Below are 11854 nucleotides of genomic sequence, written 5' to 3' on the forward strand. Positions count from 1 at the left end.
GGATAAGCTTATGATACCGAAACGGTTTGTTGGGTTTTCGATAATCCAAGGGCCTGCGCGGTTGAACGATGAAGGGAACGGAATAGTTCCGGGTGCTCCGCCAGCGACAAGCCGTACGAAGGAATCATCTCTTTGAGCTTCGGCTTCCAGGCTTCAAGCTGCTGCGGGAAGCATCTCTCGATAACCTCCAGCATGACGTGCACTGCGGTTGAAGCCCCCGGGGAAGCGCCAAGCAAGGCGGCAATCGAGCCGTCGGCGGCGCTGACCACCTCGGTGCCGAACTGCAGCGTGCCTTTTCCGCCTTCCACCGTATCCTTGATCACTTGCACCCGCTGACCGGCAACGATCAGATCCCAATCCTCGCTCTTGGCCCCCGGGACAAAGTCCCGCAGCTCCTCCATGCGTTGTTCTTTGGACAACATGAGCTGCTGAACCAGGTATTTGGTTAAGGACAGCTCTTTCACCCCGGCCGCCAGCATCGTGAGAAGGTTATGCGGTTTAACGGAAGTGATGAGATCAAACATCGAGCCGGTCTTGAGGAACTTCGGCGAAAAGCCGGCAAACGGCCCGAACAACAGCGCCTTCCGGTTGTCGATGAACCGGGTGTCCAGATGCGGAACGGACATCGGCGGAGCCCCGACCGAAGCTTTGCCGTATACTTTGGCATGGTGCTGCTCGACGACTTTCGGATTGTTGCACACCATGAACAGTCCGCTGACCGGGAAGCCGCCGATCCGCTTCCCTTCCGGGATGCCGGATTTTTGCAATAAATGCAAGCTCCCGCCGCCGGCGCCGATGAAGACGAACCTGGCGGTATGGCGTTGGGACACGCCGCTATTCAAGTCCTTCACTTTCAATTCCCACAACCCGTCCGGCGTCCGCTTCAGCTGCTTCACGCTATGCTTGTAGCGGATGTCCACGCCCTGTTCCTTCAAATGATCCAACAGCATCCGCGTTAAGGTGCCGAAGTTCACGTCCGTCCCCGAATCGATCTTCGTTGCCGCGATCGGCTCGTAGTTCTTCCGTTCCTTCATCATCAACGGAACCCATTCTCTCAGTTGCCCCGGATCGTCGGAGAACTCCATCCCCTGGAACAAAGGATGCGCGGACAAGGCCTCGTAACGTCTTCTCAGAAATTCGACATTCTGCTCCCCGCGCACATAACTCATATGAGGCAGCGGCATGATGAAATCCTGCGGATTTCGAATCAGTTGGCGCTGAACCAGATAGGACCAGAACTGCCTGGAAACTTGGAACTGTTCATTCACCTTGACCGCTTTGCCAATATCGACGGTTCCGTCCGGCCGCTCGGTCGTATAGTTCAACTCGCACAGAGCGGCATGACCGGTTCCCGCATTATTCCATTCGTTCGAGCTTTCCTCCCCTGCCCGGGCAAGTTGTTCAAACACCTTAATGTTCCAGTCCGGCGCCAATTCTTTCAGCAGGGTCCCCAACGTCGCACTCATAATTCCGGCACCAATCAAAATAACGTCTGTACTTGTTTGTCCGTGATTCATGTTTACCGTCCCTTATGCCCTTATTTTGCTGAAAGGATGTAAGCGCTCTCGTTTTGTTCTCGCTACAAGTCTGGAGACGAGCTGGCCCACACCTTTTCCGTAATGATTGATTGATTTTAGTGTATCAACAATACTGAGGGATTGAAATATTTATTTCTTAGATATTAATAATTGATTTTTTTAAGCCATCCAAAAAGAACTTATCGGGTATGCCCGGTGAAATTATTCTTTTTCGATATATACATCCCATTTATTAATAAATATTTATTGATTATCGATAAAAAACGTGGTAAATTAACTTCGACACTAATCCTACGCGAGGTGCTATGTTGATATGAAACGTGAACAAAGCTCTACCCTTTTCTTAAGGGGCGTCGTTTTCCTGATGGGCATCGCGATCCTTGCCGTATGCGCGCTGGGGGTACCCGCGATAGCCAAAGATTTGGTGGAGTATTATCCGCCCTTCCTCTACCTGACCGTGCTCATTCCTATGTACGCATCGGCCATTCCTTTCTTCTTTGCGCTTTACCAGACGCTAAAGCTGCTAAGCTATATCGACAAGAATACCGCCTTCTCCGAAGCTTCGGTAAGGGCTCTAAAGAGCATTAGAAACTGCGCGGTCGCCATCTGTATTCTGTATACGGTCATCCTGCCGATCCTGTTCATCATTGCGGAGAAGGACGATGCGCCGGGACTCGCCGCGATCGGGCTGGTCATCTGTTTCGCTTCCCTCGTGATTGCCGTCTTTGCGGCCGTGCTTCAACGTCTCTTAAGAAATGCTATCGACATCAAATCGGAAAACGATTTAACGATCTGAGGTGAAGGAATCCATGCCCGTAATTATCAATCTTGACGTCATGCTGGCAAAACGGAAAATGAGCGTCACGGAGCTTTCGGAGAAGGTCGGCATCACGATGGCGAACCTGTCCATTTTGAAAAACGGGAAGGCCAAAGCCATTCGATTCTCCACTTTGGAGGCGATCTGCAAGGCGCTGGATTGCCAGCCCGGTGACATTATGGAGTACCGAAACGATGAGGAGTAGCCTGAGTCGATCTCTGAACAAAGGGGAGTTGCGCGTGGGTAACCGCCTTAAACGCCTTGAGCATGCCCTTCGGCAGTTGGTGCGCTTCGGCTGGCAGCAGGCGTTGTCCTGCGTGTTTCCCGTGGTGATTTTTGCATCGCTGGCTTTGACGCAGTGGCTTCCCTTTCCCTTCCTGCCGCGGTATGACTGGCTGCTGCTGATCTGCCTCGCCATGCAGGTCTGGATGGTACGGTTCGGACTGGAGACCCGCGACGAACTGAAGGTGATTACGGTCTTCCACTTGATCGGTTTGGCGCTGGAGATGTTCAAGGTTCATATGGGGTCCTGGTCCTACCCGGAGGAAGCCTGGACGAAAGTGAACGGCGTCCCTCTCTACAGCGGGTTTATGTATGCCAGTGTAGCCAGTTACCTGTGTCAAGCTTGGCGGCGTCTGAAAGTGGATCTGATCCGCTTTCCCCCGCTCTGGCTGGTCGTCCCGCTGGCCGCCTCGATTTATCTGAATTTCTTCACCCACCATTATTGGATCGATGTTCGCTGGGGGTTGTCGGCGCTGGTGCTGCTCGTCTTCTGGCGAACCTGGGTGACCTACGAGGTAGGCGGCAAGCCCTACCGGATGCCGTTATCCCTCTCCTTTGTGCTGATCGGCTTCTTTATCTGGGTCGCGGAAAACGTCGCCACGTTCTTCAGCGCCTGGAGGTATCCGAACCAATCCGACGGCTGGCACCTCGTCCGTCTTGGCAAGATCAGCTCCTGGCTTCTGCTCGTCATTATCAGCTTCCTGATCGTCGCCGCATTGAAGCGGGTGAAGGGGCGTCGGGAATAAGCAAAACCCCGCAAATTTGATTCGAGTTGCAAAGCTGGGACCGCCGTTAGAGATGGGTCTGCTCAAGGGGGACGTGAGTTGCCCGCTCCTTGCGTTTTCTTATCGCATGCAATCCGAACAGGAGAATGAACCACAGCGGCGTCAGCAACAGAGCCGGACGGGTCTCCTCCGCAAACAGCATGATCAGCAAAATGGCCGCAAACATCACGAGGACCGCATAATTGACAAATGGCGTAAACGGCGCCCTAAATGTCGACTTGACCTGCAGCTCCGGCCGCGTGCGCTTATAACGAATATGGCACACGAGCACCACGCCCCACACCCAAATAAAGCAAATGGCGCTAATCGTCGTCACGATGCCGAAAGCTTGCCCCGGAATCAGCTTGCTTAACAGCGCCCCTACGGAGATGACCAGCGTGGAAACCAGCAGCGCGTTGCCGGGCACATGGTTTTTGTTCAGTGTCGCCATCCCGGAGGGAGCCTGCTTGTTTTTGCTTAAATTATAGAGGATCCGGCTGGTCGAGAACATCCCGCTGTTACAAGCGGACGCGGCCGAAGTCAAGACGACGAAGTTAATGATCCCCGCGGCAACCGGAATGCCGACCAGACTAAACGTCTTCACGAACGGGCTCTCCGCCGGAGTCAGCCCCGTCCAGGGGTTAATGCACAAGAGGGCGATCAAGGCGCCAACGTAGAAGAACAAAATGCGCAGCGGAATTTTATTAATGGCCGACGGGATATTTTTCTCCGGATTGGACGTTTCCGCCGCCGACACCCCTACCAGCTCCACGCCGACATAAGCGAATACCACCATTTGGAAGGAGAGCAGGAAACCTTGGATTCCGTTCGGGAAGAGGCCGCCATGTCCCCAAATGTTCTTCGCCGACACGGTTCCCGCATCCGTCTTGAATCCGATGACCAGCAAAACGACGCCGAGGCCGATCAATACGAGAATCGTGACGACCTTGATTAAGGCAAACCAAAATTCCAATTCGCCGAAGTTCTTCACCGTCAACAGGTTAAGTCCCAGCAGGATGATCAAGCAGATGACCGCCGGAACCCATTGCGGGATATCGAACCAATACTGAACGTAAACCCCTACCGCAATCACATCGGCCATGGCCGTCATGATCCAGCAAAACCAATAGGTCCATCCGGTAACGAACGCGGCCCGCGGCCCCAGATAGTCTTCGGCAATGTCCGTAAACGATGAATAGCCGGCTTTGGACAACAGCAGCTCTCCCAACGCTCGCATCACAAAGAACACGGCAATCCCCACAAGGAGATAGGCAAAAATGATCGACGGCCCGGCCAGTTGAATCGCTTTGCCCGAACCAAGGAACAATCCCGTCCCAATCGTGCCGCCGATGGCGATCAACTGAACGTGCCGATTCGCTAAATCCCTTTTTAATTCCTGCTGCACCATACCTGATTCCCCCTTAAAGTCATGAGCTTCCTCATATGAAATAATGAACAAATTAGGCATAAAAAAAGAGACTGGATGCCCTCCAATCTCCGGAACGTAAAAAGAATAAATAGGACTTGGCATACTAGGCGAAACGCCTGCCAAATCGACGTATTTATACTCTTCTGTCCTTTTGCCTGAGATTGTGAACCCTTCGGCGCCGCGGAATCGCGGTCTCTCCAGAAGCTGCTCCGGCTATAGTGTGATCCATAGCCATCATAGCTTGCGAATGATTTAATTTTTCGATGGTAACAAGGAATGTGAATTATTTTTCAATATTAATCGCAATGAAATTTTTTGTCAACGAGATAGTTCCCCCGCTGCTTCTATCGGCAAGTTAGAATAGCCAATCGCCGTATCTCATCGCTTAATCTTCGATTGACTGGATACACTTCTTCTATGAAATTTAAAATACGAAGTGCCGATTCGGGAACATGATCGTATCCCTGTATCATGTCTCCTATGATTTCTGCAAAACGGGGGTACCTCCTCTCGAGCCGCCTCTCATTCCCGAATGGGTCGGGAAAATAGTCCACCTCTTGCTCCAGCAAATGGAGTACGGATAAAATCCTGTCCACTGCGTAACCTTGAACAAACCTCGTCGCGGATAGACACTCCCCCCTAGCATAGCGACCGAGCCCCACGTATAGATTGGTTAAGGCTTCATTCAAAGGAAAGTCTAAGGATTCCGCTTTGGGGCTGGGGACCGGGTTGGAAGGTTTCGCGATTGCCGTATTGGCATACATAGGGTCCTTCCATATGACCCGGCCTTCTGTATAGGTAGCGTTCGCCAACTCCCATTCCTCGAATACTGCATATTCCCCAAAAATACCGTCCTCGAACAGTACTTTATAGCCGATATCCGAATTCTTAAACGAATAGGCAAGAGGGTGTACATCCTCTAGCCAATCCAACCGGTCTATATATCTGTTCTTCTCCCCGGGCTTGACAATGACAAAAAAATCCAAATCCGAATATTCATCCAACCGTTCTGTCTCGACCCCAACGGAGCCAACTCCTAGTAACAGAAGAGCTCCCCCCTTGCGTTCGAGTGATTTGCCGATCTCGCCCAGCCGTTGCAACAGCAATTCTGTTCTCGACATTACGAATCCTCCCCTAATTTTGGAATGCAAAAAGGGTCCAACCCACTTCTCAGCGAGGTTGAACCCGAAGGTTGCATTGCCTTTATTTTCTTACAGCGAAATTATCACATCTTCTTGTTGCTGTCAATCGATTTCGCCTGCCGTTCCAGCAGGAAGAACAAATAATCCGTAGGGACCCCGGCATACCCTTGCTGCCGCAGCATCGCGGTCACGTTCCCCCGGTGATACGTCCCGTGATTGACCACATGCTGCAGAATGTCGGAGAACCGCGTATCCAGGCTGCCATACTTCGGGTGATGAATCGTTATCGCCTTGTCCGGGTCGGGCGTACGCCGCAGCAGATCGCGGAAGCGGTCGGCGACGCCGGCGAACAGCTGCCGTATCTCGCCTACGGACTTGCCTTTCGCTTCCTCCGACCAGATTGGCATTTTCGGAAAAATATCCTCGTTCGGAACCCCTTCAAGCACGGACAGATAGAGCTGGTCGAACAGGTAAATATGTCCCACCGCGTCCGCCACGGACGGGAATACGCTCGTCACTTCCGTGTGGAATACCTCCTCCGGAAGCTGCTCCAGATGAGAGAAAAGTCGGTCATTCGCCCAAACATGATAGGCCAAACATTGATCCGCCGATCTTTGCATGAATCTCTTCACGCTCCTTATCCTCGTTGTCGTTTAGCTGCCGCTCCCGCTGCAGCCGTGTCCCTATCGTATACCGGGTTCCATGACAAACGCTGTCAGCGAAGATCAATCGGTTTCATCCAAGTAATGTTTGGCGATGCCGGAGGCGGTTTCCTGAATTCGGCGTTTCAACTCCGGCGGTTCGAGTACTCGGATGGCCGTCCCGAACGTGATTAGATACTTCGGAAGGTACTTGTTCATCGTCGGAACGTCGAGCACAAAACGTGCCTCCCGATCGGTGCGTTCCGTCAAATAATGGCGAAGGTGCCAATGGCCGCACACCTCATTCAGCTTGTCCGGCAATCCTTCGATACGAACGCCGATCAGCGGCCCTTCCGCTTCCCGTCCCTGCTCGGACCGGTCACGGAAATAGTCGGATACCGAGAAGCCTTCCGGCTTTTCGAACCGCGCCTCGGTCGGCGTAAGCCGCGCGATGCGGTCCACGCGGAACGTCCGCATCGCTTGCGATCGATGGCAGAACGCCACCTCATACCATTCGTTTCGGTCAAACGCCAACCCGTACGGATCAATGTCGCGTTCTTCCTCCCGCTCCGTGTCGGCTTTGCGGTATAGGATGCGGACCGTTCGCCCCTCTTTCGATGCTTGCTCCAAGTCCCGCAATGCCTCGGTCAAGTAGGGAGCCCGCACCGGAGAGATCACGTCCAGGCCGCTCGTTTGCGCAGAAAGGTCCTGTCGCTGCTCTTCGTGCAGGCTGTTCTCCACCTTCTTCAACGCGCTTTCCAGTTCTTCCGTAAACGGATACCCTGCACCCTGGGCAAATTTATACGCGTCCACCAGCGCTTTTAGCTCTACCGTGTTGAAGAACAACGGCGTCTCTTTGAAGCTGTCCAGGATGTGTATGCCTCCGTCGTGGCCCGATTCCGCAACGACCGGCACACCGCTGGCGCATAAGGCATCGATATACCGGTACACGGTGCGGACGCTGATCTCCAGGTCGTCCGCGATCTGGGCCGCCGTCAGCTTCCTGCCGAAACGCAGCATCCATAACATGGACAACAGATTATCCCATTTGGCCATATCCTCAGAACGGATTCGTCGCAATAAAGCTGGCTGTCTTCACATAAACGCGTTGGCTGAGCTTCAATTGACCCACAATGAACTCCGCCAAATCTTCCGCTTGAATGAACTTGGATTCGTTGTTGTCCTTGATCAGGTTCAAGTCCAGTGCCAGATCGGTAGCCACCGTGCTCGGGGTTAACGCCGAAACCCGGATGTTGTTGCGGCGCACTTCTTGGGCAAGGGACTCGGTAAACCCGATCACGGCGAATTTTGAGGCGCTGTAGGCGCTCGAGGTCGCTGCACCGTTCAATCCGTTTGTCGAGGAGATGTTGATGATGTCTCCGCTATTTTTCTCGACCAATTGAGGCAAGACCGCTCGGGTCACGTAATAGGTGCCCAATACATTGGTATCGATCATGCCTTTCCATTCGGCCGGGTCCATCTCCAGCACCGTCCCAAACGTGGCAATCCCCGCGTTATTAATCAGAATATCCGCCGGACCCAGCTCGTTCTTCAACATTTCGACGGCCGTCTCCACTTGTTCCTTCGAGGCAATGTCGGCTGCCGCGTAAGCGACCTTGATCCCCATCCCTTCCAGCTCGGCGGCCACTTCCTTCAAGGTCGACTCCGTTCTTGCCATCAATCCGACGTTGACGCCTTCCTTCGCTAAGGCAACCGCCGTTGCTTTGCCGATTCCTCGGGCCGCTCCCGTGATGATCGCGACTTTTCCTTTTAAAGATTGTGCCATTTCCCTTGGCTCCTCTCTTTAGTGGTTTTACACTCCTTCCTCATTATACTGTAACCGGACGGGCTGGAGGAAATGCTAAAGGTGCACGTTGACTTAAACCATAGTTTAAGTCGTATCATAGTCATGTCGACAAGAAATATGAGAATCGGAGGCCTCCTAATGAATTATTATTCCATCGGCGAAGCATCAGCGACCTGCAACATACCGGAATCCACCTTGCGTTATTATGAGAAAAAAGGACTGCTGCCGTTTATCGAACGGGACAAAGCGGGCAGAAGGTTATTTTCGGAACGTCAATTGGCGCTTCTTCAAATCGTGATCTGCCTCAAGAACACCAACATGCCCATCAGCGGCATTAAGCAGTACATGGAATGGGTCGTCGAAGGGGATGCCTCCGCCAAGAATCGGCTCGATATGCTGGTGAAACACAAGCGGAAGGTGATGGATGAGATCGCTTTGATGAACGAGCACTTGCTGGAGATTGATGAGAAAATCGAACGTTATCGAAAACAACTTGAGGAGGAAAGAACATGAAACTTTCAGGAAATACGATATTGATTACCGGCGGCGGCTCCGGGATCGGGCGCGCCTTTGCGGAAAGATTTGTGGAAGCCGGAAATACCGTCATTATTTGCGGTCGGCGGGAAAGCGTACTGGAGCAAGCCCGGGAACAATTCCCCGGCTTAATCCCCCGGGTCTGCGACTTGGAGGTGGAACGTGAGCGTCTGGCGTTGTTCGATTGGGTGACGACAAACTATCCGGACGTGAATGTGCTGGTCAATAATGCCGGCATCCAGCTGCGCTACAACCTGCTCAAATCGGACGCAAGAGACCGCTGGCACGACTACAGCAAGGAGATTGCCACGAATATCGAGGCGCCCGTCCATTTGTCCATGTTGTTTGCTCCGTATTTTACCGCAAAAGAAACGGCTGCGATTCTTAACGTCACCTCCGGATTGGCGTTTACCCCCTTTGCCATTGCCCCGGTGTATTCGGCAACCAAAGCGGCGCTTCACTCTTTCACCGTCAGCTTAAGACATCAATTATCCGACACCTCGGTGGAAGTGATTGAAATTGCTCCGCCCGCAGTGAACACGGATCTCGGGGGCGCCGGACTGCATACGCACGGGGAACCGTTGGACGCCTTCACGGACGGCATTTTCAAAGGTTTGGCCGAGGGCAAGAAGGAAATCGGATACGGCTCATCGGCGGAGCGTATGCGTATGTCCCGGGATGAAGTCGACGAATACGCAGAGAAGCTGTATCAGGCCACGAAAGACTCCATTAAGTAATGAGGCTGATGCGCACATTGAAGAAGCCGCTTCCGGGTGAAGCGGCTTCCCATCCATCGAATCCGATTATAGCTGCGAAAATCCATACCTATTCGTTAGGCAGAAGCTCCGGCCCCGAGTCCGTCTTCTGTGGCGGAAACCGGCTTGACAAGCGCCTTCTTCTCCCAAGCCCGGCTTCTCCAGCGAAGCAGCATGAGGAGGCCGCGCAGCCATTCATCCACGGCAAACGCAATCCATACGCCAATCAAGCCAATCCCCCAGTGAACGCCCAGCAGATATGCCAGCGGAACTGAAACGCCCCACATCGAGCATACGCCCATCAGAACGGGGAAACGCGCATCCCCGGCCGCGCGCAGCGAATTGATGATAACCATATTGAAGGTCCGGCCGGGCTCCAGCACGATAGACAGCAGGAAGATGCTGGCTCCGGTTGCAATGATCGCGGGATCTTCCGTGAACATACCGATGAGGTCGTGGCGGAAGATCGAAGCCGCGCCGACAATGGCCAACGTCAACAGGAAGCTGATCCGTACGCTTTTTAACAGTCGCCTGTAGGCCGCCTTCATTTCACCCGCACCGACCATTTGGCCGACGATGATCTCCGTCCCCGCCCCGATCGACGCGGCCAGCGCCATAAAATAGTTCGAGATATTCATGACGTAAACATGCGTATTTAAAGCCGTGATGCCGATCATATTCACGAAACCGATGATCATAAGATACTGCGACTGCCAAGCGAGATGCTCGCCCGCCGCAGGCAACCCGACGCTTAAAATCTGCTTGGCATAGATCCCGTTCCAACTGACGTAATCCTTCCCGCGAATCGGCGCAGGAACCCGGCGGTACAAGATGAAGAGCAGCACGATGATGCCGATAAAACGGCTGACGACGGTCGATACGGCCGCGCCGGTAACGCCCATTTCCGGAAAGCCCAGGTTTCCGAAGATCAGCAAATAATTCCCGGTTACATGGAGGAGATTCACCCCCAAGGTCACGTACATCACGCTTTTGGTATTGCCGCTCGAACGGATCACCGACGAAACCGCGTAGGACAGCGCCTCGATCCACATAAAGCCGCCGATGATCTGCAAATAATGGCTTGCGATTCCAATCTGTTCCGGATTCAAGTTGAGCAGCCGCAGGAGCGACTCCCCGAAGCCAAAAAGGACGAGGCTGACGAGAATCCCGAAAATGAGGTTCATCGAGATCGCCAATGCCGAGACGCGGCTGGCCTCTTTCTCCCGCCCGGCGCCGATATACTGGGATACCGCAACGCTGGTCCCGATCCCGACAAAACCGAACATCAAAATGCAGAAATAAATGATTTCATTCGCCAAGCCCACCGCCCCTGTCGCCGTATCGGAGATCCGGCTCAGCATAAACACGTCCACGGTGCCTAACATCATTCTTAATACCGAATCGATGAATATGGGCCAGGTCACGGCAAAAAGGCTAAGTTTCTTCCACGAAGGGATACGATCCGATAGGGTCACGTTGAACAAGCTCCTACTAGGTCAGATTCTTGTGTCGCCTTCCCTAGTTTAGCGCCAACGGGCGATTACGTCTATGGAGATATTATCCCTTCCGTCCTCATGGTGGCGATATATTTCTTCTCCCGCGCGCAGGAGAATAAATTCGATATGCTTCCTTAACGAAAATAGGCGCCCGCTTGGGCGCCCGTTCCTTAGGATTCCTCCGCATACTTCTTGAAATTGTCCATGATCGCCTGCCAGCCGGCTTGCTGGAACTCCACCGGATGCGTGCTTTCGGCGTCAAACGTCTCCACGACCTTCGTATCCTGGCCTTCAGCGGCGAAGGTGATCTCCACCCGTCTCCCATCTCCCATTGTATACGAGATGAGTTCATGCGTTTTGACTTCATCATAAACGCCGCCAAAATCAAAACCCATGCTGCCGTCCTTCGCTTCCATTCGGGTCAGGAAGGTGCCGCCGGCCCGCAAATCGTTCTCCGCTTTTGGCGCATGCCAGTCGTCGGAAGCTTGATTCCACTTCGTAATGTGCTCCGGCTCCGTCCAATAACTCCAGACTTTGTCGATGGGGGCTTGAATCACCGCTTGAACGGTTACTTTCGTCGGTTGGTTGGTTTCCATTTTTTAAAGGCACCTCTTTCAATAGGATGGTTTGTTCACTTTACATCCCTATA

13 protein-coding genes and 1 riboswitch are annotated in these 11854 nt (G+C 53.2%); of the genes, 5 read left to right on the forward strand and 8 right to left on the reverse strand.

Going from position 1 to position 11854, the window contains the following annotated elements; all coding sequences use genetic code 11:
• Positions 1 to 8: 8 nt before the first annotated feature.
• Positions 9 to 1517 (reverse strand): malate:quinone oxidoreductase, encoded by a 1509-nt coding sequence (locus tag ACZF99_RS26060; protein ID WP_483607774.1) that lies wholly within the window; start codon positions 1515 to 1517, stop codon positions 9 to 11.
• Positions 1518 to 1851: 334 nt separating this feature from the next.
• Here ACZF99_RS26060 and ACZF99_RS26065 point away from each other — a divergent pair, with 334 nt between their 5' ends.
• From ACZF99_RS26065 to ACZF99_RS26075, 3 genes are read left to right on the forward strand one after another with little or no spacing between them, the layout of a single operon-like run.
• A complete protein-coding gene (locus ACZF99_RS26065; protein ID WP_483607775.1) occupies positions 1852 to 2334 on the forward strand; it encodes a DUF2975 domain-containing protein in 483 nt (160 codons plus the stop codon).
• Between the two features lie 13 nt (positions 2335 to 2347).
• The gene (locus tag ACZF99_RS26070) at positions 2348 to 2560 is read left to right on the forward strand and encodes a helix-turn-helix domain-containing protein (RefSeq protein ID WP_483607776.1); all 213 of its coding nucleotides are present in this window, start codon (positions 2348 to 2350) and stop codon (positions 2558 to 2560) included.
• Positions 2550 to 3383, forward strand: coding sequence for a DUF817 domain-containing protein (locus tag ACZF99_RS26075; protein WP_483607777.1), 834 nt, complete (start codon positions 2550 to 2552; stop codon positions 3381 to 3383). Before ACZF99_RS26070 ends, ACZF99_RS26075 begins: the two co-directional genes overlap by 11 nt.
• Before the next feature lie 46 nt (positions 3384 to 3429).
• Here the strand turns inward: ACZF99_RS26075 and ACZF99_RS26080 are convergent, their stop codons facing one another.
• The 5 genes from ACZF99_RS26080 to ACZF99_RS26100 form a co-directional block, all read right to left on the reverse strand.
• Complete coding sequence (locus tag ACZF99_RS26080; RefSeq protein WP_483607778.1) at positions 3430 to 4809, reverse strand: amino acid permease; 1380 nt, start codon at positions 4807 to 4809, stop codon at positions 3430 to 3432.
• Between the two features lie 154 nt (positions 4810 to 4963).
• A riboswitch (glycine riboswitch) is annotated at positions 4964 to 5041 on the reverse strand.
• A gap of 133 nt (positions 5042 to 5174) precedes the next feature.
• A complete protein-coding gene (locus tag ACZF99_RS26085; protein WP_483607779.1) occupies positions 5175 to 5951 on the reverse strand; it encodes a hypothetical protein in 777 nt (258 codons plus the stop codon).
• A 104-nt stretch (positions 5952 to 6055) separates the two neighbouring features.
• Complete coding sequence (locus ACZF99_RS26090; protein ID WP_483607780.1) at positions 6056 to 6604, reverse strand: DinB family protein; 549 nt, start codon at positions 6602 to 6604, stop codon at positions 6056 to 6058.
• 93 nt (positions 6605 to 6697) lie between these two features.
• Positions 6698 to 7669, reverse strand: coding sequence for a helix-turn-helix transcriptional regulator (locus ACZF99_RS26095; protein ID WP_483607781.1), 972 nt, complete (start codon positions 7667 to 7669; stop codon positions 6698 to 6700).
• A gap of 4 nt (positions 7670 to 7673) precedes the next feature.
• The gene (locus ACZF99_RS26100; RefSeq protein WP_483607782.1) at positions 7674 to 8399 is read right to left on the reverse strand and encodes a 3-ketoacyl-ACP reductase; all 726 of its coding nucleotides are present in this window, start codon (positions 8397 to 8399) and stop codon (positions 7674 to 7676) included.
• Positions 8400 to 8558: 159 nt separating this feature from the next.
• Here ACZF99_RS26100 and ACZF99_RS26105 point away from each other — a divergent pair, with 159 nt between their 5' ends.
• Both ACZF99_RS26105 and ACZF99_RS26110 read left to right on the forward strand, forming a co-directional pair.
• Entirely contained in the window at positions 8559 to 8933 is a 375-nt protein-coding gene (locus ACZF99_RS26105) for a MerR family transcriptional regulator (protein ID WP_483607783.1), read from the forward strand.
• Entirely contained in the window at positions 8930 to 9691 is a 762-nt protein-coding gene (locus tag ACZF99_RS26110; RefSeq protein ID WP_483607784.1) for an SDR family oxidoreductase, read from the forward strand. The genes ACZF99_RS26105 and ACZF99_RS26110 overlap by 4 nt, the downstream gene beginning before the upstream one ends.
• Before the next feature lie 95 nt (positions 9692 to 9786).
• On the opposite strand, the gene ACZF99_RS26115 is transcribed toward ACZF99_RS26110, so the two are convergent.
• Positions 9787 to 11184, reverse strand: coding sequence for an MATE family efflux transporter (locus ACZF99_RS26115; RefSeq protein ID WP_483607785.1), 1398 nt, complete (start codon positions 11182 to 11184; stop codon positions 9787 to 9789).
• Between the two features lie 191 nt (positions 11185 to 11375).
• The gene (locus tag ACZF99_RS26120; RefSeq protein WP_483607786.1) at positions 11376 to 11801 is read right to left on the reverse strand and encodes an SRPBCC family protein; all 426 of its coding nucleotides are present in this window, start codon (positions 11799 to 11801) and stop codon (positions 11376 to 11378) included.
• Positions 11802 to 11854: the final 53 nt, after the last annotated feature.

Source organism: Paenibacillus sp. JL3B1040, from assembly GCF_057063165.1.